The 23,377-nt window shown below is 42.1% G+C and carries 19 protein-coding genes and 1 other annotated feature; all 19 genes read right to left on the reverse strand.

Features of this window, described 5'->3' with window-relative positions; translation table 11 throughout:
• Positions 1 to 268: 268 nt before the first annotated feature.
• The 19 genes from BO222_RS13955 to BO222_RS06030 all read right to left on the reverse strand — a co-directional run bounded on the left by BO222_RS13955 (position 269) and on the right by BO222_RS06030 (position 22,956).
• Positions 269 to 997 carry a hypothetical protein gene (locus BO222_RS13955; protein WP_198932004.1) on the reverse strand — a complete coding sequence of 243 codons (729 nt, stop codon included), beginning with the start codon at positions 995 to 997 and terminating at the stop codon, positions 269 to 271.
• A gap of 93 nt (positions 998 to 1,090) precedes the next feature.
• Positions 1,091 to 2,425: a DHHW family protein gene (locus BO222_RS05945; RefSeq protein WP_075819257.1), complete on the reverse strand. Its 1,335-nt coding sequence runs from the start codon at positions 2,423 to 2,425 to the stop codon at positions 1,091 to 1,093.
• An 11-nt stretch (positions 2,426 to 2,436) separates the two neighbouring features.
• Positions 2,437 to 3,888 (reverse strand): MBOAT family O-acyltransferase, encoded by a 1,452-nt coding sequence (locus BO222_RS05950; RefSeq protein WP_075819259.1) that lies wholly within the window; start codon positions 3,886 to 3,888, stop codon positions 2,437 to 2,439.
• Positions 3,888 to 4,460, reverse strand: coding sequence for a DUF4358 domain-containing protein (locus tag BO222_RS05955; RefSeq protein ID WP_075819261.1), 573 nt, complete (start codon positions 4,458 to 4,460; stop codon positions 3,888 to 3,890). Before BO222_RS05955 ends, BO222_RS05950 begins: the two co-directional genes overlap by 1 nt.
• A 64-nt stretch (positions 4,461 to 4,524) precedes the next feature.
• Positions 4,525 to 5,544 (reverse strand): Type 1 glutamine amidotransferase-like domain-containing protein, encoded by a 1,020-nt coding sequence (locus BO222_RS05960; protein WP_075819263.1) that lies wholly within the window; start codon positions 5,542 to 5,544, stop codon positions 4,525 to 4,527.
• A 10-nt stretch (positions 5,545 to 5,554) separates the two neighbouring features.
• On the reverse strand, positions 5,555 to 5,803 hold the full coding sequence (locus BO222_RS05965) for a hypothetical protein (protein ID WP_075819265.1): 249 nt from the start codon (positions 5,801 to 5,803) through the stop codon (positions 5,555 to 5,557).
• A gap of 193 nt (positions 5,804 to 5,996) precedes the next feature.
• Positions 5,997 to 6,587: a hypothetical protein gene (locus tag BO222_RS05970; protein WP_075819267.1), complete on the reverse strand. Its 591-nt coding sequence runs from the start codon at positions 6,585 to 6,587 to the stop codon at positions 5,997 to 5,999.
• Between the two features lie 52 nt (positions 6,588 to 6,639).
• Positions 6,640 to 8,064: an Asp-tRNA(Asn)/Glu-tRNA(Gln) amidotransferase subunit GatB gene (gene gatB, locus BO222_RS05975; protein ID WP_075819269.1), complete on the reverse strand. Its 1,425-nt coding sequence runs from the start codon at positions 8,062 to 8,064 to the stop codon at positions 6,640 to 6,642.
• The gene (locus BO222_RS05980; protein ID WP_075819271.1) at positions 8,061 to 9,425 is read right to left on the reverse strand and encodes an amidase; all 1,365 of its coding nucleotides are present in this window, start codon (positions 9,423 to 9,425) and stop codon (positions 8,061 to 8,063) included. The genes gatB and BO222_RS05980 overlap by 4 nt, the downstream gene beginning before the upstream one ends.
• Positions 9,425 to 9,790: an Asp-tRNA(Asn)/Glu-tRNA(Gln) amidotransferase subunit GatC gene (gene gatC / locus BO222_RS05985; RefSeq protein ID WP_434062822.1), complete on the reverse strand. Its 366-nt coding sequence runs from the start codon at positions 9,788 to 9,790 to the stop codon at positions 9,425 to 9,427. The genes BO222_RS05980 and gatC overlap by 1 nt, the downstream gene beginning before the upstream one ends.
• Before the next feature lie 116 nt (positions 9,791 to 9,906).
• Positions 9,907 to 10,998 (reverse strand): CamS family sex pheromone protein, encoded by a 1,092-nt coding sequence (locus tag BO222_RS05990; protein ID WP_075819306.1) that lies wholly within the window; start codon positions 10,996 to 10,998, stop codon positions 9,907 to 9,909.
• A gap of 11 nt (positions 10,999 to 11,009) precedes the next feature.
• The gene (gene ligA / locus BO222_RS05995; protein ID WP_075819273.1) at positions 11,010 to 13,004 is read right to left on the reverse strand and encodes an NAD-dependent DNA ligase LigA; all 1,995 of its coding nucleotides are present in this window, start codon (positions 13,002 to 13,004) and stop codon (positions 11,010 to 11,012) included.
• 548 nt (positions 13,005 to 13,552) lie between these two features.
• On the reverse strand, positions 13,553 to 14,806 hold the full coding sequence (locus BO222_RS06000) for a chloride channel protein (RefSeq protein ID WP_075819275.1): 1,254 nt from the start codon (positions 14,804 to 14,806) through the stop codon (positions 13,553 to 13,555).
• A gap of 443 nt (positions 14,807 to 15,249) precedes the next feature.
• Positions 15,250 to 17,496, reverse strand: a complete 2,247-nt coding sequence (locus BO222_RS06005; protein WP_075819277.1) for an ATP-dependent helicase — start codon at positions 17,494 to 17,496, stop codon at positions 15,250 to 15,252.
• A 211-nt stretch (positions 17,497 to 17,707) separates the two neighbouring features.
• Entirely contained in the window at positions 17,708 to 18,880 is a 1,173-nt protein-coding gene (locus tag BO222_RS06010) for a hypothetical protein (protein WP_075819279.1), read from the reverse strand.
• A gap of 270 nt (positions 18,881 to 19,150) precedes the next feature.
• Positions 19,151 to 20,071, reverse strand: coding sequence for a class I SAM-dependent methyltransferase (locus BO222_RS06015; protein ID WP_075819281.1), 921 nt, complete (start codon positions 20,069 to 20,071; stop codon positions 19,151 to 19,153).
• A 205-nt stretch (positions 20,072 to 20,276) separates the two neighbouring features.
• The gene (locus BO222_RS06020; protein WP_075819283.1) at positions 20,277 to 21,146 is read right to left on the reverse strand and encodes a MetQ/NlpA family ABC transporter substrate-binding protein; all 870 of its coding nucleotides are present in this window, start codon (positions 21,144 to 21,146) and stop codon (positions 20,277 to 20,279) included.
• An 87-nt stretch (positions 21,147 to 21,233) separates the two neighbouring features.
• A complete protein-coding gene (locus tag BO222_RS06025; protein ID WP_075819284.1) occupies positions 21,234 to 21,911 on the reverse strand; it encodes a methionine ABC transporter permease in 678 nt (225 codons plus the stop codon).
• On the reverse strand, positions 21,895 to 22,956 hold the full coding sequence (locus BO222_RS06030) for a methionine ABC transporter ATP-binding protein (protein WP_420537271.1): 1,062 nt from the start codon (positions 22,954 to 22,956) through the stop codon (positions 21,895 to 21,897). Before BO222_RS06030 ends, BO222_RS06025 begins: the two co-directional genes overlap by 17 nt.
• Positions 22,957 to 22,975: 19 nt before the next feature.
• Positions 22,976 to 23,208 (reverse strand) — a binding site (T-box leader).
• Positions 23,209 to 23,377 lie beyond the last annotated feature (169 nt).

Raw genomic sequence — 23,377 nt, forward strand, 5'->3', positions numbered from 1 at the left:
TATAGTCTATTTACATAACTACTATACCATAAATAAGCCTATATATCGAGGGCCGACACCGCTAAATTGAACTTAAAAACAGGGGTTAGAGGCTTTACACAAGACCAATCTGCAGAAGAAATTAAAAGCCAGGCACCCCATGCAGGTGCCCGGCTATAGATAAAGCCTGTTTATGGGCAAATCTTATAGTCTAATCGACTGGGAAAGTTGTAATCAAATGAACTGAGGAGGATCGTCTTTTCAGATTTCAGTTCTTCCAAGTCTTCTGTCAGTTCGGCCCGTTTTGCTCGATGGTCAGCTGGAAAATACAACGGACAACCGCAGCGGCTTCCTCGTCGATATACCAACTGGACTTATCTCTCGGCATTTTCTTGTAGCCATAAATGGCACAGTTGGTAGTAGGCTTGCCGGATTCGCCTTTCACACGGATCGCTGTGTTCTGCTTGCGGCTCATATCACGAAGATACCACTCGTTCATAATGTTGAGGAACGGGACAAACTCATTGCTGTTCTGATCGTCGCTGTCCACGTTGTTGGCAATCGCCACATAGTGGTGACTGTTCACCGAGATACTAAAAGGCACCCAAAAAGGCAGAATTACTAAAGATAATTCTGCTCTCTGGATGTCTTTTTTGCTTTTAATCAATTGCCTCTGGTTGTCCAGGCATCCTACCTTCTGGGGGTTTATCAGATGCTTGAGAACAGATAGAACACTGTAATTGCGATTGCTCTGAGTGGTTATGATGACCGATTGATGATTGACGAAATCCTGTGCCCCTGAGGCTGAGCCGAACATCTTGGATACATTCTTTCTTGTCTTTAACAAGGACAGAGCCTGCCCTGCCAGATTATTACTATAGGGTGCATCAAAATCCTTAATGAAACGAAGGTGGTCATCCTTGTTTTCAATGAGTCTTCTGAAGGTTCTGTAATAAGGCGGAAACAATTCTTTGTCTTCAATGTCATACTTTTCTGCTTTATCCTCCCCGAATTTCATCCCTCTATTACAGATATCCAGAAAGCTTTTCTCATATTTTTCGTGGATGATTTGGCCCAGAAACATCAGTTTTGATAAGTACAGTCTACCTTGTTATTCAGATTGAGCGTCCGTCAAATCAGCTGCTTTTGCTGTTGGATTCTCTGTAGATTCATCAGAATTCTCCTGTTCCTGATCAATTCCGTTTTCGAATGCTGATTCAGACTCATTAACCTGCACTGATTCTTCAGAATTCTGAACCTCTGGTGCTTCTTCAACCGGTTCACTTTCAAATTCAGCAGCCATTGTGGATAATGAAGAATCACTCATTAAGGTCTCACACGAATAAACAGCTAGAATTTCATTGATTCCGTTGCGGTTGATCAGTTTTGAAAGTTCATCCATACAATAGCGGGGATCAACAATTGTGATACTTCGATAATACGGAAGAAGAAACTGAATCATGGAATTGGCATAAGAATCCTTTATTAACAACAGATTCCGATCATTGTCAGCCATCGTATCAATGGTCACAATCGATTGGTTCGCCCCAAGAAAAACCTGATATTGATCTTTTTGGTTTAACTTGTCCACCTGATAAATCGAAGTTGATTTACTGCCATCTGCCCATTTAACGACATAGGGATTCTCTTTCTGATTGCTCCAGGGACGGATTTTGATTTCATCTTTCAGAAAACAGCTTCCCGAAGCTGAAGCCAGAGTTCCAATAAAGGAACGGCTGATGGTAAATGAATCAAACTGATCCATGTTCATTCCAAAATCTGGATGGACCTGCTCACAGAAGGTCATAGCCGCCATACCAGCCGTATCACTTGTCCAATGGTGATCGGTCTTATAGTACAAAGGCTGATCTTTATTGCTTAACAACTGATCATTAATAGAGATCAGTGAAGCAGAAGTCATACTGCCTGAGATCCGGTTAATTTCATTGACCTGATCGATAAAAGTAGCCTGATAAGGCAAGTTTTCTTTTTGAATGCTGGCTGCATCCGGAGCGATCAAAACGGATGTCTGAATTCCTGTAGACGCTGCCATGTTGTTGAAGGCGGTAATATTTGAATCCAAAATTTCAGAACTCAGATTATCTGGAGCTGAAAACAGCTGCCTATGGCCAAGATAAACTTCATTGATTTTGCTTTGACCTGCCGCTTTTCTGAAGATGTAATTCAGATGGAAAAACAAATCACGGCCTGGAAATTGGTCCTGGGCATAGGATTCAGCTTCCTCACCAAAATCTCCATCCCATAAGTCTTCTGCCTGCATCGCTGGAAACTTTGCAAGAGTTCGGTTTTCTGTCTGCGAAAAACTGAAGTCAGGCCAGATGATCGATAGAATCAGTCCACAGCTCAGGACAAATATTAATAAGCCTGCCAGATTCTCCGAAATTTTTGCCAGACCAATCCTGAGGAATTTAAGTAAGTCTTTCATCAGTCATCCTCCTAAAAAGCCGCATACAGAAATGTCTGCGCAGATTGAGAAATTATGAACGTCAGACAGATTGCGAAAGCCAGGATATAGGCTGCATTTCGAAAGACGTTCCACCATTCCCTTTTATTGTGGACTTCAAATAGACGGACTCTAATCGTTCGAGCGATCCGACTATCCAGACGACTGACCACAATCACACAGATCATCATCAAAACAAGTCCGTTTTTCAGATAGAAAAGGCTCGCTCCATCCGCAAAGCCACTGACAGTTAATCCACTCATACGGATGACTCTGAAAAATGCCTGCATAAAGTCAGTCGATGAAAATAATGTCCAGCCAATAAGCTCCCAGAAAATGACCCACAGGTGAAGGATTGAAGGATTCCAGGATTTCATTTTGTCTTTTAAAACCAGTCTTTCAAGAAGGATTAATCCTCCCTGCAGCAATCCCCAGACTAAAAATGTCAGTCCAAAGCCATGCCATACCCCAGTCAGGAACCAGACAATCAAAACATTCAGAATCCAGCGTTTCTGATCGACCCGATTTCCGCCTAAAGGGATATAGACATATTCTCGAAACCAGGAAGTCAATGAGATGTGCCATCTGCGCCAGAAGTCCTGAACGGATGTGGCCAGATAAGGATGGTCGAAGTTTTTTGGAATCACAAAGCCAAAGAAAGCTGCCAGTCCTCTTGCCATTCTTGAATAGCCGGCAAAGTCGAAGTAGATCATTAAGAAATAACTGATATTGCAAAGAAGATTTCCTAACCAGGTCGTATTGGCTAAAAGCCCATTAAAGAGCAGTCCTAAATTATCCGCCAGCAATACTTTAAAGCAGATTCCCTGTAAAAAGAGCATGGCTCCATCCTTAACCTTTGCTCTTGTCGCTGGATGGTTTTCCATCTGTCCTTTTAATTGTGAGTAATGAGCAATTGGCCCCATATTCACCCAGCCAAAAAAGCCGGCAAATAAGGCGAATTCCATAAATGAAACGCATTCTTCCTTGTTTTTATAAATATCAAACACAGCGCTCATACATGAAAATAGATAAAAAGAAAGACCAAGCGGCATCAAAAAAGAGCGTGGTAAGGCAACATCTCCGATCAGCCAGGATAAAGACCCTAAAAGACCTGGCAGGTAGCGGTAAACAAATAAAATGATCAGGTTGCCTGCGATCGCTGTAATCAGAACAAGCTTTCTTTTTCTATTAATTTCATTCAGTTCATCTTCATCAATCGTCAGAGCTTTTGCCTGATTAAATACCGATAGCTGTCTGCATGCTGCAAAGTTCCATAACAGCACCCCAAAGAGAATACATAGTGATAAAAGCGAACCCCAGGAATAAAACAGGATCGAAGCCAGAAAGAGAAACAGGTTTCTATACCGTGGCTGAATAATAAACCAATAAAGCAGACAACTGATTGGCAAAAAGCCAAAGAGGAAGGCGATATCTGTAAACTGCATCAGTGATTCCCCCTTAATGCGTCAAGAAATGCCTGATCGCTCTGAGCTGCTGCATCCCCCGTATAAAACAGAAGATAATTTCCCTGAACATCAAGCAGAGCGTTTTCCATCATCGCCTGCTGTTCTGGTGCATATCCTGAATAAATATCAATCTGCGCCTGCTTTCGGGTTTCAATTCGCTCTGTGATCATTTCAGCCTGCTGTTCCGTATCAAATTTTGCGATCACGATTTCTCTGGCCGAAAAGGCATCTGATTGTCTGTAGAATCCGATCTGCACCCCTTCCTGCGGACCGATATTCAAATATTTACGGACCATCTGATCATTCATTGCCGGATAAAAAGCCGGATCGTTGACTGCTAAAACTGCCTGCTCAACCAGTGAAAATTCACTCGAAGAAACGATCGGCTGCCTGATCCAGGGAATAATCCATAAAGCCAGAAAGAAAATGGCAGTTCCAACCTTTAGCCCATTCATCCAAAGAATTGTGCCGGGTTTTGTCTTGTTCCTGCTCTTGTTCTTTTCTTGTCTTCCCGTCTTCAGATTACGAAAACGGGTGAAATTTCCTTTCATTCAATCCCCTACTTTCTTTACTTCTTATTGATTATTGACTCCTGAAATCTGAGTATGTCATCTGCTATTTCTGTTCAGGTAAAGAAAAGAAATCGATCTGTCCAAAATAGGAACGCTTTCCTTTTGGTTCGCAGATCATTCCGCCTTTTTCATAAATAGCGATCACTTCAAGTCCAGAATCATCCATCGCTTTTTCGATATGCCTTTTCTGATGAGAACTGCCCTGGTAATGAACTTCAATATCAAAATCATCAAGATACCCTAAGCCAGAATACCAGCCATAATCTGGATAATCTTCATCTGGTGTGATGTGATATCTTTTCAGCTGAATCATTGCTCCAGCTGAAAATCCGACTATCGTCTGTTGATAATTTTTTAATATCGCAGTCAGTTTCTTTTCCTTGATTCTTTTCATCATCAGATCTGGCGCTCCTCCAGGAAGAACCAGAATACTTGAATTCAGGATTTTATTTTTCATCACTTCAGGCGAATCTTCAAAAAAGTTGACCCAGACAATCTGATCTTTTTTTAAACCAAACTTCAAAAAAGGATCTGTGTTCGCACGATACCAGATTCCGCGGCCTGCTCCAAATTGCCTGTCCCAATCTTGCGCGTTTTTTGTATCATCATAAAAACTGAAAGCAAGAATACAAACTCGATCTGTTGGCCTGTAAACCTTTTTTAATGCTGGATAGCACCATTTCTCGTCGTACATGGAAGTATTCATTAATATATTCATTCGGTGCTTTGCATTGATTTCTTCAATTCTGAGAATATCTTTTGCTGTCAGTTCACTCTGTAAAACAGGAACTGACAGTTTTCCATGAATCCATTTGCACTCCTGAGACTGCCAAAAAAGATCAAGATTTGGATTCAAATCATCGATGACAAGCAAAACTGAATCATTCTCATCATTTGTCTCTTGCTTATGCTTATCCATGGATTGAATCTGGTCCCGATTTTCCATGGCAAAAGTATTTCGACTTGAAAAGAAAATGGGATTATCCTTACTGGCTTTCAAAGACAGCGAACCATCAAGAAGTTTTTGCGCCTGAGCTCTGTCAATTTTACGGACAATTTCCATAACAATAAGCCTATCCTAAACGCAATGGACGATCATCCAAGCAGTTTGCTGCATAAATTTCTTCATACATCTGCTGAAGAAGTTTTCCTTTGGCATTGAGTTCATATTGCCAGTCATTGCCGTTGGCTTTAATTTCGTCATTAATTGCTTTTAATATGAAAGCAGGATTGGATGTCTGCATGCTTGCGCCAATGGCCTGCCATGGCTCATCGAGTTCCTGTTCTAGAATCGCAATCTGTTCATTGGTAATTGTAATCATGAATAGTTTTCCTTCCTTTTACTTGTAACCTGCTATCTGTTTTTCATCTTGAATGGATTGTTCCTGGTATTCTGGGATTCTCAGTTTTCACCAATCTGAGTCCCTTATCGATTTTGCTTTTCAAAGTCAAAAAAGGGAATACCTCGATGATGAGATATTCCCAAAGTGTCTTGCCTGAGGCTGAATATTTCGACTACCGTCGAACCTGATCAGTCAGCTCCTGATTTCTGGCAACACGCATATTATCGATCACCTTACCAGAAGCTCCGGTTTTCAGAATCTTGATGTATCTTTGTCCATCAATTGGATGGTCTGCATCGACCAGGAAATTGTAGGAATCGATTTCAAGATCATAGTTCTTGGAGTCATTTGAATTTGTAAAATAGGTATCGATCGGCAGGACATTGTTGACGATTCCATATGCGGCTTCAGCTGCGTTCGTCAGTCCGTCATCGTCATATCCATCCTGCATATTCAGATGAATACGCAAGGTTGCGCTTTTCATATCCATTGTTGCGCTTTCAACCCCTTCGATATTCATCAATTCACTCTGAATGGCATCCAGATCTTTTTGTTGAATTTCAGGCTGAAGAGCATTTTCGGAAAAGCGGCTGCCTTCAACCGGCTTTCCCTGTGATTCCATTGAACTCATCAGGACATAGCCCACGATGGCCACCGGAATCAGAATGATAATCAGAGTCAGCCAGACGAGTTTATGCCCCTGTTTGACTTTCTGCTTCTTTGGTTTTCGTGTTTTCTTTACTTTTACTGGTTCAATCGGCATTTGATCCTCCGCTTAATCCTAACAAGTATACCATATTCGAGCGCTGTAGTTTCTAACGTTTAGTCAGCTCAGTACGAATCATTTCATTGGTCTTCTTTGGATTGGCCTTTCCTTTTGAAGCTTTCATGACCTGACCAACCAGGAATCCGATTGCGCGGTCCTTACCATTCTTGTAGTCTTCAATCGACTGTGGATTGGCATCCAGCACGCTGTTGACCATTTCAAGAAGAGCAGAATCATCACTGACCTGTTCCATCCCTTTTTCTTTGATGACTTCACGCGGCATCTTTCCCTGCATGACTTCTTCAAAGATTTCCTTTCCCTGTTTGCCGGAAATTACACCATCATGAATCACATTGACTAATTCAGCGGCAGCTTCAGGGGTCAGCTTGCTTTGGGCTAAGGCTACCGAATTTTTATTGAGCCATGCTGAGATATCACCGATTACCCAGTTGGCCATTTTCTTGGCATCCCTGGCAGTCTTCATTGCTTCTTCATAGAAGTCTGCTTTTTCACGATCGTTGACCAGTAGGCCAGCATCATAATCACTCAGCTTATACTGGCTGATCATGCGTTCTTTTCTGGCCTGCGGCAGTTCTTCCATATTGGCCTGAATCTCTTCAATCCAGGCTGGATCCAATGCAATGGGGAAAATATTTGGTTCGGGGAAATATTTATAATCGACATTTCCCTCTTTTTTACGCATCAGAACAGTCGTTTTCGTGGGCTCATCATAGCGGCGGGTTGCCTGTTCTACCTTTTGCCCTTCATCAAGCAGTGCGCTTTGTCTTTCAATTTCAGCTGCCACAGCTTTTTGAACATTGGCAATCGAATTCAGGTTTTTGATTTCGGTTTTCGTTCCTAATTTTTCGGGATCATCTGAAAGCGAAATGTTTACATCACAGCGCATGCTTCCTTCTTCCATTTTGACATCTGAAACATTCAGATAAAACAGAATCTGGCGAAGCGCCTCAACATAGGCAGCAGCTTCCTGAGCTGTATGCATGTCCGGTTTTGAGACGATTTCAACTAATGGAGTTCCAGCCCGGTTGAAGTCAATGTAGGTTCCTGATTCCTTATGAAACTGCTTAGCTGTATCTTCTTCCATATGAATTCGTTCAATACGGATCTTCTTCTTTCCTTCTTCGGTTTCAATTTCTACAAAGCCATCTTTTCCAATCGGATGAAATTGCTGAGTAATCTGAAATCCCTTGGGCAGGTCAGAATAGTAGTAGTTTTTTCGATCAAATTTAACGAGTGGATCAATCGTGCAGTTAAGCCCGGTACAGGCTTTGATTGCCAGACGAACAGCGTTCTTATTCAGGCAGGGCAGCGTTCCAGGCAGCCCAAGATCAACAGCTGAAGTGCAGGTATTGGCTTTTTTGCCAAAAGCGACAGGAGCCGATGAAAACATTTTGGTATTGGTTTTTAATTCGCAATGAATTTCAATTCCAATGGTTGGCGTATATTTGCTCATAATGTCGGTTCCCCCTGAAAATCAATAACTTTTTCAACTCCAGCAGCTGTGTCCAGAAGTTTCTGTTCCTCGAAAGGACGAGCTGTCAGTTCCACGCCAAACGGCAGTCCATCGCTAAGACCTAATGGCAAGACGATGGAAGGATAGCCGGTAAAGTTTGCCAGCTGCATATGTTCTTCTTCAAAGCGGTCGATTCCAAAACGAACCTCACTGGTTTCTTCGATTTTTGGTGCGACATCTGGCGCCGCAATCGTTAAAACGACATCCTGATCTTCAAACAGTCTGGCATACGCTTCTGAAATCAGACGACGGATTTTCTGAGCCTTTCTGAATAAACGATCCTGATTTTCTTCAAATAATGAATAGGATCCAATCACAAAGCGGGCGCGGACATAGCTTGAAAAGCCTTCAGTACGGCTGGCCGTCATAACATCTTCAACACTTTCACCCGGTTTGCGCACTCCAAAACGAATTCCATCCAGATTGGAATGATTGGCGGTGGCTTCTGCATTGGCAATGGTTTTGTAGACAGGAGCAATCAGCTCAAGCAGTTTACGATCCATTTCTAAATCGCTGACGATCGCACCAGCATTTTTTAAATCGTCAACCAGCTGATCAAAGGCGGCTTTAATATCCGGATTTTTAATTTCATCGCTGACAGTACGTAAAATTCCAATTTTCTTTCCTTTAAGATCGTCATTTAAGAGTTCAGAGTATTCTCCAACTTCTTCATAGGACGAAGTCATATCATGATCATCCCGGCCAGCAAGAACTTCCAAAGCCAGAGCTGCATCTTTTACAGACCTGGTAAACGTTCCGACCGTATCAAGGGAAGAAGCATAAGGAATGATTCCATACCGTGGAATTCTTCCGTAAGTTGGCTTGAAACCAACAACTCCACAAAAAGCTGCAGGTTTTCGAATGGAGTCACCCGTATCTGTTCCAATAGCTAATGGAACGGCCTTTGAAGCAACCAGAACGGCACTTCCTCCAGAACTTCCTCCGGAAATACGATCTAAATCATAGGGGTTATGAACCGGGCCAGTAAATGCATTCCGGTTGGTTCCACCCATACCCAGCTCATCCATACTGGCTTTGGCCATGATCACTGCTCCAGCCTCTTTTAAGCGTTTCGCGACAATGGAATCATAGACTGGGATGTAATTGTCCAGAATTCCAGAACTTGCGGTGGTTCTTAATCCATTGGTAATGATGTTGTCCTTTAAGACAACAGGAATTCCAGCAAGTTTTCCCTGGGTGCTGATTTCATCCGGTAACTCTGCAAAAGTGACTACGGCGTTCAGACTGGGCTGAACTTCAGAAAGTCTTTTTGCACTCTGCTCAATCGTTGTCTTATCCATTATTTCACCACCTTCGGAACATGAACATGTCCCATTCGCACATCTGCTGCATTGCTTAATGCATCATCCTGATCGAGTACATCCACGATTTCGTCTTCACGTAAGAAAACCGTTGGGGTTTCAAACGGATAAATCATTGGTTCTACACCATCTGTATCGATCGTATCGAAGAGCTCGACCTGCTTTTCAACGGCTAAAAAGTCCTTTTTTAAGGCTTCTATCTCTTCATCGGAAAGATCAAATTTCAAATCATTGGCTAATTTTCTAAAATATTCAGATGAAAATTTCTCCACTTTTAAGTTTCCTTTCCAAACAGGCTGCCTGTCCTGCCGCTTTTCCTGTTTATTGTATAACCGAGAATCCATAGGATTCTCTCTGTTTACTTTTACAGGACTAATCTCATTGATGTGAGCAAATTACCGATAACATTCATCACTTGCTTTAAGCTGATTCTCTAAGAAGAACCTCTTATAGAAGAAATTTAAAATGTGGTGATGACATTGGTATTTGTCGTATTGAGTGGGCGATAGATCAGAGCAGCCACTTCCTTGTTATTGTAAATGCATACGCGGTATTCGACATCAAGAGATGTAAAGACTGCGAGCTTTTCATTTACCGATTGAATAACGGCCAGAATTTCACCACTTGTCTTGCCATAGGTCTGAATATTCAGGCGCAAGGCAGCGCAGGTTCCATTTTCAAACTTGGCTTCTCCAGTGGTATATGTTGAATCAGCTAAAACAGTCGCAACGTCATTTTTAAACTGGTTAAACTGTGAAGCCATTTCTGCATCCATTTCGGTAAACTCAGAAGACGGCACTAAAACGTACTTCTCGTCAATTGTTTTATATTCAGTATGACTGCCATTGAAATAGGCTTCATAAATGTATCCGCCTTTATCTACAGAGATCGGATCGGTATTGAGCTGATAGGCGGCTACCAGAATGGGAATATGGTTATTGACTTCATTAAAACGCTGCCGAAGATAAGTAACCAGCTTGCTGGAGGTTACTTTCAGGTAATTTTCCATCGCTTCAGGTGTAATTTCATACTCCTGACCATCCTTTGAAATTTTGTCCGTTACTGCTAATCCAATCGAAATTCCTTTTAACTGATCATTGGAATAAAAATCGATTTCATACAGATCGACTAGAATGATCGGACCATTCACCTGACCATTTCCCGTATCAAAGACTTCATCTGCTCCAGGATTCAATCCATTCGGATTGTCATCACGAAGAGTTCCTAACAGCCCACGGCTGCCGTCTGTCGCGTCGAGTTCATCAAAGTCCAGGAAAACATGATTTTTATAACCGACTTCATTGACTGGAAAAAATTCTTTTGAAAGAGACATCAATCCGCTTTCAAGCTGAGTGCGAATATCAATATTGGAAATCAGACCAACATGCTTTCCTCTCATATCACTGGATTCATAAGGCAGTATAGCCGGATAATCTCCTGGATCAAAAGCTGAAACCTGATTGGAGTTGGTGACTGTACATCCTGCCAGCCACAGTGAAGAAAAAGCGAAGGATATACCTGTACACAGGCCAATGATTGTTTTTTTATTCATAAAATTTCTCTTCATTGATTCGCCTCTTTCAGAAATGTTTCTTCATCCATGACCGGAATACCCAGTGAGTTGGCTTTATCAAGCTTGCTTCCTGCATTTTCTCCGGCAATCACCAGATCCGTTTTCCTGGATACCGAGCCGCTTACACTGGCTCCCAGACTTTCAAGAAGCTTCTTTGCTTCACTTCTTGACATCTTTTCCAGAGTTCCGGTGAGTACAACGGTTTTATTTGTAAATGGAGAGTCAATCACTTCTGTTTTTTCCTGCTCCATATTCAATCCGAGTGCTTTAAGCGTCTCGATCATGTGCTGATTGCTTGGAAGATCAAAGAATGAACGAACGCTTTGAGCCGCAACATCTCCAATGAACTTGATTGAAGAAAGCTCTTCAGTACTTGCCTGCATTAATGCATCGATGTTCAGGAAACGCTCAGCCAGAATCGAAGCCGCTTTGGATCCAATCTGCTCAATACCCAGACCAAATAACAGATTGCTTAAAGGATTGGCTTTGGATTTTTCAATATTCTCAAACAGCTTGCCAACCCCTTTTTTGGAGTATCCTTTATGAGCGAGTAATTCTTCTTCCTTTTCATGCAGACGATAAATGTCTTCAATGGAATTGAGCAGATGCCATTCATGCAGCTGTTCAATTTTTTTTGCACCGAGTCCTTCAATATCCATGGCCGCCTTGGAAGCAAAATGAATCAGCGACTGCAGGGTTCTGGCCGGACAGTCTGTATTCATACAAAAATGTTCTGATTCACCAGCAAGCCTCTGAAGCTCACTTCCGCACACTGGACAATGGGTTGGGAAGATGTATTTTTCCTGGCTGCCGTCTCTTTTTTCAGGAAGTGCGCGTACGACTTCTGGAATGATATCTCCGGCTTTTCGAATAATGACCTTATCATTAATTCGCAGATCATAATCAAGAATCCGATCTTCATTATGCAGGGTCGCGGCTGAAACCATAGTTCCCGCTACCCGAACCGGTTCCAAAACCGCATTGGGTGTAATCCGTCCGGTTCTGCCTACACTTAGAGTAATGTCAAGCAGTCTGGTTTCTACTTCCTCAGCAGGGAATTTATAGGCAATCGAGTAACGGGGAGCCTTAGCGGTCATTCCCATTTTCTGCTGTGAGATAAAATCATTGAGCTTGATAACAATGCCATCAATTTCATAAGGAAAAGAAGCTCTTTTCTGTGTCATCTCTTCGATATAAGCCCAGATTTCATCCATGTTTTTGCACAGACGATAGTCTTTGGAGACCCGAAAATTCATGGCCCGCATGGCTTCAAGAGCCTGATGCTGACTTGCTATTCCAAACTCCTGCGCATTCTGAAAATAATAGAAGGTGGCTTCAAGCTTACGCTTTCGAACGATAGATGTATCAAGATTGCGCAAGGAGCCAGCTGCCGCATTTCTAGGATTTGCAAAAAGCGGCAGATGCAAGGATTCATTTAATTCATTGAGTTCTTCGAAACTCTTTTTTGGCATGTAGACTTCACCACGTACTTCAACCGGTCTGGTTTCGTCAATATAAAGTGGTATGGAGGCAATCGTTCTGGCATTGAGTGTTACATTTTCACCCACACGCCCATTTCCACGGGTAACCGCTCTGATCAGCGCCCCGTTTTCATAGATACATGCCAGAGATAATCCATCGAATTTCAGTTCACAGACAAATTGCGGATCATCTACTTCTTTTTTCACTCGATTGACGAAGCCTTCTAGTTCTTCCCGATTGAATACATCACCTAAAGAAAGCATAGGAGAAGTATGAACTGCTTCTTCAAACCCTTCCTGAACCTGACCGATAATTCTTTGCGTCGGTGAATTCGGATCATAAAGTTCTGGATGCTTTTCTTCAAGATTCTGCAATTCTTCCATCAGGCGGTCATACTCCTGATCACTGATGGAAGGCTGGTCATTTACATAATATTCAATCGCATACTTTTCGAGTTCTTTTCTTAACTCTCTAATACGTTCGGATTCATTTTCTAAACGCATGGTATTTCCTTTCCTGCAGCTGATCAATCACATCTCAAAGATCCGATCAGCTGTTATCTATTTGCGATAATTACATCTTATTTTCTTATCGTTTTATTCTTTTTGTTTTCATCATTTATTTTCTGATGTTCTGTTTTTGAATTGTACTTTTCAGCTTTAATCATTGGCTGAGAGTCATCAGTTTTAATGTTTTCAAAATCAGATCATTGACAGTTTTCTGCATTTAAGATTGATATCCTAATTCTCATCAAGATGTCTGCTTACATCCTAAACAGCCTGTAAATTGTATCACAGGCTGATGAACTGACTTCATACATTTATTCTGAGAGTTCTGCTTCTTCTTTTTAAAAACAAACGCTTTGAATTCCTATGCTCTTTATCTCGAAACAGCATTCCCTATCACTGCTGCATTATGATTCATTGTTATGGAATCAGGAATGCAGGAAGCCATTTTCGGTTTATCCCAATCGAGAGCTTTTCATTTTCGAAAGAAGGTTTCAACCTCAGGCCTTTTCTGTCTTCGATAGCTGCTCTGGCTTAAAGCTTACTCAGGCCTCTGTCTTTTCTTCTTCATATCGCTGCTGCAAGGCATAAATGGATTGCGAATGATTGACAAGATAGGCTGCTGAACAGGCGATAAAGAAGGCTGGAAAGCCGCCAAAGCCAAAAATTTCAATACCCACCATAATGGGTGCAAGCCACGTATTGGTACCCGCCCCAAAGACAGCCGCATAGCCAAGAGCAGCCGACCACGCCGGATCCATGCCGAATAAAGGCCCAATCACAAATCCCAGACTGCTTCCAATCGCAAATAGTGGAGTGACTTCTCCGCCGACAAACCCAACGCTAAGACATCCGATGGTCAGCAGCATCTTAAACAGCCAGTCCCACGGATAGATTGTCATCGGTGGTTTATAAAAACAGCCATCAATCAGATTCGTACCAAAATTGGAATAGCGGCCATTCCATAGGACAAAGAGCAGTACAGCCAGAATGCTTCCAACAATTAACACTCTTTTTTTACCATCTGGAATTTTTTTTAAAATCCATCCTCGAAATTTTTTTGAGATCCAGGCAAAGCTTCCGCCAACAATTCCAAACCCAATGCCTAAAAGCAGATACTTCCAGCCCTGATCAATCGAAGAGATTGTTAATGGAGCAGGCAGAATATGGGTTTCAGCGTTCAGACCCAATAATCCTCCTACCCAGCTTGCCATTAATGAAGCGGCGATCGTACAAGGCAAAGCTCGATATTTCAAAGTTCCAGCGACTAACACTTCTATGGCAAAGAACACAGCCGTATATGGAGTTCCAAATAGTCCCGCAAAACCAGCAGCCATTCCTGAAACCAGAAAGATCGTCTTTTCATGATAGAAGAAGGGAAACCGGCGATTAATAAAACTCGCAATCGTCGTTCCTATCTGCATGGCCACCCCTTCCCGGCCAACCGAAGCGCCAAACAGATTTGAGATCCATGTCGCAAACATCATCAGTGAAAGAGTTCGTTTGGGAATCCAGCGCTCCTTTCCCTGCGAAATTTCAAAAACCAGGTTCATTCCCTTTCTGGACTTTTTACCGTATTTTTCAAACAGTACCACCAGAAGTAAGCCTGCAAAGGGCATACCGAATAAAATCCATGGATTCAGTTCACTATGAATTTTCAGCACAGTTTCAAGTCCCATCTGATAGATGAACTCAAAAAAAGCCGTAATCGCTCCAATCAACAGCCCCATTGCGATCCAGATTCCGAGTTCTGAAAAATCGATAAGATTCTGTTTGATTCGTTTAGCTGCTTCGTTCATGTTTAAAACCTCTATCTACTCTTTTCAATTATTCTCTGATCCCTTCAATGATCAATCTGGATTGAGATCAAAAAAAACAAATTAAACTTTCGCAAGGATCTGCTCTGATACGTTCAAAAACGGATGACTGAACAGATGGCTGCATATAAAGACCTGTTTCTCTTATTTTAGACCGTTTTCGCTGGATTTCTTCTCTTAAAAAATCGAGCAGTGACAGGTGTATCAAAAAGAAAAACGAGCGCAAATAATAATAAATAAAAAAATAAGGAAAGAAAAAAAGGAAGCAGCTTTCCAAAAGGAAAGTCACTTCCTGCTAAAACTGTTATTGGTCTGATGTGATCGTTTTTTATCCATTCAGAATCTGTTTCGAACGAAGTAAACAGGGCAATTCCTGTCAGAATCTAAATCTGATTCTGGTTATGGCTTCAAATACTGCTTCAAATTCAGGAAGCTGAATCAAGTGATTCAGTTTCAGCAGATTCTGTCGAGTTCTGGTCCGCTTTGACCTTACTTAAGGTTGGATGATTCGTATTAATCTTTTTCGTTCCAATCGGATATGGAAAAGCAATAGAAGCGATATCCTTATCAACGCTGACAATTACTCCTTCACCATAAATCGTATGATCGACTTTATCTCCTTTACGATAATGGACTCCTCTGCGGGCTTTCCGATTTCGTAAAGCTGAGTTGGCTTTCGTACTATGCGTATTCGTTTTCTGGTTAGAGTTCTGTTCTTCTGAAGATTCAGAGCGTGAATCATCGACAATATACTCTTCAGTCAGCTCCTGAAGGAACCGGCTGGGGCGGCGATGGGTACGGTCGATAAAGTTAATTCCATTGTTCCAGGTAATGAACAAGCGCTGTTTGGCTCTGGTCATGGCGACATAAAGCAGTCTGCGTTCTTCTTCCAGAGCAGCCGCTCCGCCTTCTTCTATACTTCTTCTGGATGGGAATACATCTTCATTAAATCCCGAAATGAAAACCACTGGAAATTCAGTTCCCTTTGCGGCATGAACAGTCATTAATGAGACCATATTGTCTGATTCTTCATCATCTCTGTTCTTGTCAGTATACAGGGAAATATCCTGCAGGTAGCTTTCAAGTGTTGTATTGGGATCATTCTGTAAAGCCAGGGCAAGGTCCTGCTTGAGTTCCTTGACGTTTTCAAGCCGCTCATCTTCCTTGGCTTCAAGAAGCATATCCTCATAACCCGTATAATCAAGAATCGCATCAATCAGATCTGGAAGTTCGCAGGTTTTCATTTCATCCTTGAGTTCCTGAATGGTTTCATAAAACTTCTGCGCTTTTTTGCTGGCCGCTGGAGAAAGAGTCTGAGAATTGCCCATCACATCGAGCAGATTCATATCCCGTTTTCTGGCCTCTTCAGAAAGCTTTTCAATCGTTCTGGCACCAATTCCCCGTTTTGGCTGATTAATTACCCGAAGAACCGCTAAATCCAGGGATTTTCTTTTCGGATCGTTTTCATCAGGAGCAGCCAGCAATCTCAGATAGGATAAAACATCTTTAATTTCGGCTCTATCGTAATATCGAATTCCGCCATAAATACGATGCGGAATATGAATGGAGCGAAGCACTTTTTCCACATTTCTTGACAGATAATTGCTTCGATAAAGAATAGCCATATCTTTATATGGGATGCCGGCTCTGGAAAGCTCATTGATCTGTCTGGCGATATACATCGGTTCACGCTCTTCTTCCTGAGCTTCATAAAGAGTGATCTTCTCTCCTTCACCCAGTTTGGTGAAAAGATCCTTTTTAATCCGCTTAGAGTTGTTTTCAATCACCTCATTGGCTGCAGAAAGAATATTCTGAGTGGATCGGTAATTCTCATTCAAAATCACTGTATGGCAGGGTTTGAAGTCATTATGAAATTGAAGAATAATATCCACTGAAGCTCCACGCCATGTGTAAATCGTCTGATCCGGATCTCCTACGACGCAAAGATTCGCATCTTCTCTGACCAGTGACTTAATGATCTGATACTGAATTGGATCAATATCCTGAAATTCATCGACGTGAATAAAATCGAGCCGATTCTGCCACTTTGTGCGAACTTCTTCATCGTTTTTTAACAGTTTTTCGGTCTCGAGCAAAAGATCATCGAAATCAACGGCTTTCATTTCCTGACGTCGTTTTTCATACTCTTCATAGACATCTGCCAGCTGTTTAAAGCGTTGATTATGAGCCATGTCTTGAGCCATCTGCGGACTTACTTTTCCGGTTTTATTTGAAGAAATATAACCGACAGCCTGCCCATGAGTGATCTCATCCATGTTTGTAGAAAGTTCCTTGAAGATTGGACGCAGCAATGTCTTCTGATCTTCTGTATCCATAATCGTAAAATTCTTCGGAAGATTGGCAGCTTCACTGTCCTCGCGAAGAATTCTTGCACAAAGTGAATGAATTGTAGAAATGCGCACGTGCCTGGCGTCTTCAAATCCGATCGCCGACGCCAAACGATCCTTCATTTCCTGCGCTGCTTTATTGGTAAAGGTAATGGCCATAATCCGGTTTGGCCAGATTCCAAGTTCATTAATCAGATATTCAATACGCGCCATCAGCACGCTGGTTTTGCCAGACCCTGCTCCAGCCACTATACGGACATGGCGGTCAATCTCGCAGGCGGCTTCCTTTTGAGCGTCATTGAGTTTTTCCATTAGTAAAGACATGAAATTCGCTCCTGTTCTTTTCTCATTTTGGCCTGTTTCATAGAATTCATTTATGAATTCCAAAAAGGCCGCCTTACTATTTTACCATGCAGGAAGCCTTTGAGAATTTGAGATTTTGCAAGTCGAGTCCTTTTTCCAGTGAAAAACACACCAAAAAGGCGGAATTCTGCCGAAAAGCAGAATTCCGCCAATGATTTATTATCTAAATAGGTTAATGAGCAAATCCGGAAAGGCGAATACATTCCTGCAGATAAGGTACATCTTTCGAGTTATTGGTTATTGCGTGAATGTAAAGGTATTCTTCATCCTGGCGGATTACCGCATTAATGTTATGGATTCCGTCTTCTTCATAGGTATCCATCCAGATTGTTTTGCCTTTGAATATTTCCGGTTTTTCTTCCATCAGATCTTTTGCATCAGGAAGAATTGCTGGCTGTTTGGAAGCCTGAATCAGCCAGCTCCACTCTCCTTCATTCGTATAAGGCGCCATCAGATTCACAGACTGCTGGCTCGGATCATAGCTTCTTTCAGCTGTTCCAGGTGCTACGACACGGGCATCCTCAAATAAATGGTAAACTTCGCGTGTTCGGTATTGGATTGCTTCCCGGTCCATGGGCAGTGCGTCTTTTAGCTTGTTTTCGCGGTCGAGTAAATCGACAAGTTCGGTATATTCCTTGACTGGCAGTTTCAGATCCGGATCCTTTTCATGAGCGATTTCAAGATAATCAGCAATTTCATTTGCGGTTTTTTCGGTTTCCTCGTTCATTTTGGAATAGATACCGCGTCCTTCCTTGGCAAGCAATGTCAAAGCGGCATTCCGGTAAAATCTTGCATCTCTGTCCCAGTCGTTCCAGACATAGAAATCATCCATCAGATCTTCGATCTCTTTATTCATGAATTCTTTCCTGTCCATAAATCCAGTACTTGTCATGACTTTATTCTCATCTTCAATGGGAAGAAAGTACGTTTCGTCATAGAGATAATTCTTTTTACGGAAATCTGAATCCGTCAGAATCAGATTTTTAACATAATCGAGTTCATTTTCATAAACATGGTGCAGACGATGAAAATCCTCATCGTTTGCGTATTCAAGATCATCGATCAGTTCGTATTCACCAAGAGGAACTTCCTCCTGAATGTCTTTGAACAGATCGACCACAAAAGCATGAAAGCCAGCTCCGGCATGTCGTGTATTCGCAGACAGAATCATATTTCCATCTTCTTCAGTCACGACGATTTTTCCCTGTGGGCAAGCCAGAATTTCTACATGACTTCCCTTGTCTTCAATCTGAATTCCTTCGCGATGACAAAGAGCGGCCAGAACTTCATAAAGTTCATTCATCTCCTTTTCATTGCGATCCTTGCATATCAATTGAACAAACATTCTAATCTCCCTAAGACAATTTTATTTAAACATGTCTTGATTTATTTTCCTTATAGAATGACCTGTCATTCAAACATATTCTACTCATTTGATTTATTCGCATATCTTATTTATCGACAGCCGACAAACAGACTTTCCAGGTCAGTATCTGCTCGCTTTATTCTGCGATGGTTCTTGCAGACGGCTTTGTTTCGTCCTTTATATTCTCAATTTATCTTTCTTTAATTCACAATTTATTTTTCGGACTGTTTTTCAAATTGTTTTTCGAGCTTATTTTCTTCTCGGCTTTTTTTTGGCATTCTCTAAAGCCAGTTCTGAAGTCCATCTTCCAAAAATTCCACATGGAAGAAGTGCGTTGTCCTTCCTGATTGGAAGAAGAGTTTCTCCGGTTTCAACCTGACCGCCATGATTGCGGACAATCGTGCGGTCCATAGTCTGTTTTAATGAAGTTAACGGAAAACCGGTTGTATACAGATTGATGATCATAAATAACGCATCATCAGCCAGCAGCTTTTGAGCTTCATAGACCAGTTCAAAAATATTATCTTCAAGTTTCCATACTTCTCCATTGGGTCCTCGTCCATAAGAAGGCGGATCCATGATAATGGCCTGATAGGTTCTTCCTCTTCTTTGTTCTCGTTTAATGAACTTCAGAGCATCTTCAACCAGAAAGCGGATTTTTTTGCCTTCGAGATGATTCAGCTCCATATTCTCCTTTGCCCACTCGTTAATCCCCTTGGAGGCATCCAGATGAACTACTTCATCTGCGCCGGCTTTTGAAGCAGCCATTGTCGCCCCTCCGGTATAGGCAAACAGGTTTAAAACCCGAATCGGCTGATCAGAATTTGCTTTTGCTTCCCGAATGGTCTTCATGATGAAATCCCAGTTTGCAGCCTGTTCAGGAAACAGTCCGGTATGCTTGAATCCCGTTGGAGAGATCTTAAATCGTAAATCTTTATAGGACACCACCCAGTTTTCCCTGATTGGCTTTTTATATTCCCAGCTTCCGCCGCCTTTTCTTGAGCGGTGATAAATGGCATCTGCCTTTTTCCAATCGCGTTCATCATCGATCGGCCAGATGGCGACCGGATCCGGTCGGCGTAATATGATTTTATTCCAGCGTTCAAGTTTCTCACCTGAACCTGCATCGAGGACTTCGTAATCTTTCCAGTCCTTTGCAATCTGATTCATAGGTCTATTCACTTCCTTTAGTCTTTCTTATTATATCCGAGCTGACTCTTTTGCCAGCCTTTTAGGGCCTGAAGAAGGCCTTCAGGTTTTTTTCATTCTCTTCATTTTCTCAATTCTTCAGGTGCACAGTTTTCGAATTCAAATGAAAAACCGGCCTTCCAGTTGGGGAAAGCCGGCATAAATATCGTATTTGACTGGTCCAAAATTATTCAGCAGGTACTACAGAAGTTCCGAAATTTTCAGTGATGTAATTTTTAATCTCATCTGATTTAAGAACTTCTACGAGAGTTTTAATTCCTTCGTTGTCCTTGTTGGATTCCTTAACGGCAATGATATTCTGGTAAGTCTTCGCCGCATCAGAATCTTCTGGTTCGTAAGCGATACGCAGATCGGTTACATCACCGGCCATGGCATAGTTACCGTTGATTACTCCAGCTGCAAGATCTGGAAGCTGCGCTGCGATCTGGTCAGCCGGAAGTTCGATGATTTCAAGATTTTTTGGATTTTCAGTAATGTCCTTAATCGTAGCTGTGTTGAGATCGGCATCTTCACTTAATGTGAGCAGGCCAAGTTCCTGAAGCAGAAGCAGAGCACGGGCTTCATTGGTTGCATCGTTTGGTACGGCAATTTTATCGCCATCCTTGATTTCAGCAACATCTTTTAAGGTTTCGGAATATACTCCAAATGGTTCATAGTGAATAGCGCCGACGCTGATCAGATACCCATCGTCACCGGATTTATAGTTGGAATCGGCATCATAACCTTCCAGGTAAGGCAGATGCTGGAAGTAGTTGGCATCCAGACTGCCATCAGAAACTGCCGGGTTAATCGGTGGATAATCTGAGAATTCAGTAATCTGCAGATCATACCCTTTTTCTTTCATTGCTTCTTTTGCTTCTTCAAGGATCTGTCCATGAGGAGTTGTTGTAGCTCCAACCTTAATGACAGTCAGTTCATCACTCGAAGCATTTGCATCATCTGCAGATGAGTCATCAGAAGATACAGAGTTGCTCGAGCATGCTGCTAATGAAAGTGCAAGTCCAGCTGCAAACAGTCCCTTTACAAACTTTTTCATATCAATTTTCCTCCTGTACTTTTTGTACGAATCTATGTTCTACCAGCATTTTTTGCTGGATAAAACCAGGTTGAATTTAAATCATGACTAATGCGTAGTCTTTTTTACAAGCCAGTCTCCAATTCCCTGAATAATGGAAATAAGAATCAGAATTAAAATGACGACTACATAAGTGATATCCATCATTCGACGCTGCCATCCATAGCGAACAGCAAGATCTCCTAATCCACCCGCTCCAACGACACCCACAACGGCAATCTGTCCAATCAGAGCGATCAGAGTGATCGTAATTCCGCGAATCATTCCCGGAATATTTTCTCTTAAATAGACCTTTGTAATAATCTGCCAGGGAGACATTCCCATGGCTATACTGGCCTCCACAATTCCTTCCGGAATTTCTTCAAGTGAGCTTTCAAACTGCCTGGCCATAAATGGAACAGTCGTTACGACCAAGGGAATCAAAGCTCCCTGAATTCCAATTGCGGTATGAAATACAGCACGGGTGACTTCAAGCAGCAGCGGGATCAGAATGACAAATGGAATGGCCCGAAACAGATTGATGATCTTATCGAGAATCCAGTTGATCGGTTTATTTTCCAGAATCCCTCCTGGTTTGGTCACCACAACAGTTATGCCTAATGGCAGACCGATTAAAACTGCAATCAGGCCAGAAATTCCAAGCATGATTAACGTGTCGATAATGGCTTTGGGAAACTGTCCTCCAAATTCAACGACGTTGGGAAACCATTCAGTCAATATGTCCACGTTTCATCACCTCCAGATTCACATTTTGCTCTTTAATATAGTTAATGGCTTTACGCACATCTTCGTCTGATCCGGAAAGAATGCTGACTAATGTACCAATTGAATTGTTCTTAATCACTTCCACGTTTCCAAAAATAATGGAACATTCCACATTAAACTTTCTTGAGACATTGGAAATCAGCGCTTCAGAGGCATTATCCGAATCATAAGTAATCCGAATCAGCTGCTGATTGGGCGAAAGCTGAGTCAGCGGATGGTTTTCTTCAATCAGTTCCGTGATCTTGTTCGAGTTATTTGCGGTAGCGATGAAGTTTCTGGTCATCTCCTGAATTGGATTTACGAAGATTGGAACAATATCGTTCTTTTCGATAATCCGGCCATTTTCCATGACCGCTACCCGATCACATATTTCCTTAACAACCAGCATCTCATGAGTGATGACTACTACTGTAATCCCCAGATTCTGATTGACCTTTTTGATCAGATGCAGAATCGATTGAGTGGTCTGCGGATCGAGTGCACTGGTGGCTTCATCACAAAGCAGGACTTTTGGATTGCTTGCCAGAGCTCTGGCAATGGCTACCCGCTGCTTCTGACCGCCTGAAAGCTGAGAAGGATAGGAATCCTTCCTTTCAACCAGATCTACTAGCTCTAAAAGCTCAATCACTCTTTTTTCAATTTCTTCCCGGTTCATTTGCTGCATCTTCAAAGGCATTGCCACATTTTCATAAATGGTACGGCTTCTCATCAGGTTGAACTGCTGAAAGATCATCGACATTTTCTGCCGTTCTTTCCTTAGCTCTTTTGGCGAGAGTTCCATCAAATTCTTACCATCAAAAATGACCTTGCCATCATCCGGTCTTTCAAGCAGGTTCATGCAGCGAACCAGAGTTGACTTCCCTGCTCCGGAAAATCCAATAATGCCATAAATAGCCCCTTTAGGAACATGAAGACTGATATCCTTTACCGCATGAACATCTCCGTCTTTTGTTTTAAATGTCTTGGTGACATGTTCTAGACGTATCAATCCAAAAACTCCTTCCAATAAAAAAAGCCTCCGTCCCCATTAGGACGAAAGCTGAACTTTCGTGTTACCACCTAAATTCGCAGATCCGTTGCCGAAACTGCCTTACCGAGTACTGACATACTCTGACGCTGTAACGGGCGCTTCCGTCATTCCTGCCAATCGGAAATGCGGCTCCAAGACCATGTTCATTCTGCTCTTCGCGTTTCTTTTCACCAACCAGAAACTCTCTACGCCGTCCTTCAGAATTACTCTTCTTTTCTTTGCCAATGTATGCCACAACTTTAACACAATCTTTTGGTTTGTCAAAAGATATTTTCAGAAATTACATTTTTTTCACTGCGCTTGAAAGTGGTATCATGCTACGGCTCTGGTCTGTGAATCAAATAGCTCGGTTTTCAAAAAATGACCTGTCCTTGCAGCAGTCAGGACAGGTCATTAT

The organism is Ileibacterium valens (genome assembly GCF_001945525.1).
Taxonomy (GTDB): domain Bacteria; phylum Bacillota_I; class Bacilli_A; order Erysipelotrichales; family Erysipelotrichaceae; genus Ileibacterium; species Ileibacterium valens.

Bases quoted from the DNA above. Each gene is read 5' to 3' on its own strand.
- BO222_RS13955 (WP_198932004.1), bottom strand. From the start codon at position 997: ATGAAATTCGGGGAGGATAAAGCAGAAAAGTATGACATTGAAGACAAA.
- BO222_RS05945 (WP_075819257.1), bottom strand. From the start codon at position 2,425: ATGAAAGACTTACTTAAATTCCTCAGGATTGGTCTGGCAAAAATTTCG.
- BO222_RS05950 (WP_075819259.1), bottom strand. From the start codon at position 3,888: ATGCAGTTTACAGATATCGCCTTCCTCTTTGGCTTTTTGCCAATCAGT.
- BO222_RS05955 (WP_075819261.1), bottom strand. From the start codon at position 4,460: ATGAAAGGAAATTTCACCCGTTTTCGTAATCTGAAGACGGGAAGACAA.
- BO222_RS05960 (WP_075819263.1), bottom strand. From the start codon at position 5,544: ATGGAAATTGTCCGTAAAATTGACAGAGCTCAGGCGCAAAAACTTCTT.
- BO222_RS05965 (WP_075819265.1), bottom strand. From the start codon at position 5,803: ATGATTACAATTACCAATGAACAGATTGCGATTCTAGAACAGGAACTC.
- BO222_RS05970 (WP_075819267.1), bottom strand. From the start codon at position 6,587: ATGCCGATTGAACCAGTAAAAGTAAAGAAAACACGAAAACCAAAGAAG.
- gatB (WP_075819269.1), bottom strand. From the start codon at position 8,064: ATGAGCAAATATACGCCAACCATTGGAATTGAAATTCATTGCGAATTA.
- BO222_RS05980 (WP_075819271.1), bottom strand. From the start codon at position 9,425: ATGGATAAGACAACGATTGAGCAGAGTGCAAAAAGACTTTCTGAAGTT.
- gatC (WP_434062822.1), bottom strand. From the start codon at position 9,790: ATGGATTCTCGGTTATACAATAAACAGGAAAAGCGGCAGGACAGGCAG.
- BO222_RS05990 (WP_075819306.1), bottom strand. From the start codon at position 10,998: ATGAATAAAAAAACAATCATTGGCCTGTGTACAGGTATATCCTTCGCT.
- ligA (WP_075819273.1), bottom strand. From the start codon at position 13,004: ATGCGTTTAGAAAATGAATCCGAACGTATTAGAGAGTTAAGAAAAGAA.
- BO222_RS06000 (WP_075819275.1), bottom strand. From the start codon at position 14,806: ATGAACGAAGCAGCTAAACGAATCAAACAGAATCTTATCGATTTTTCA.
- BO222_RS06005 (WP_075819277.1), bottom strand. From the start codon at position 17,496: ATGTCTTTACTAATGGAAAAACTCAATGACGCTCAAAAGGAAGCCGCC.
- BO222_RS06010 (WP_075819279.1), bottom strand. From the start codon at position 18,880: ATGTTTGTTCAATTGATATGCAAGGATCGCAATGAAAAGGAGATGAAT.
- BO222_RS06015 (WP_075819281.1), bottom strand. From the start codon at position 20,071: ATGAATCAGATTGCAAAGGACTGGAAAGATTACGAAGTCCTCGATGCA.
- BO222_RS06020 (WP_075819283.1), bottom strand. From the start codon at position 21,146: ATGAAAAAGTTTGTAAAGGGACTGTTTGCAGCTGGACTTGCACTTTCA.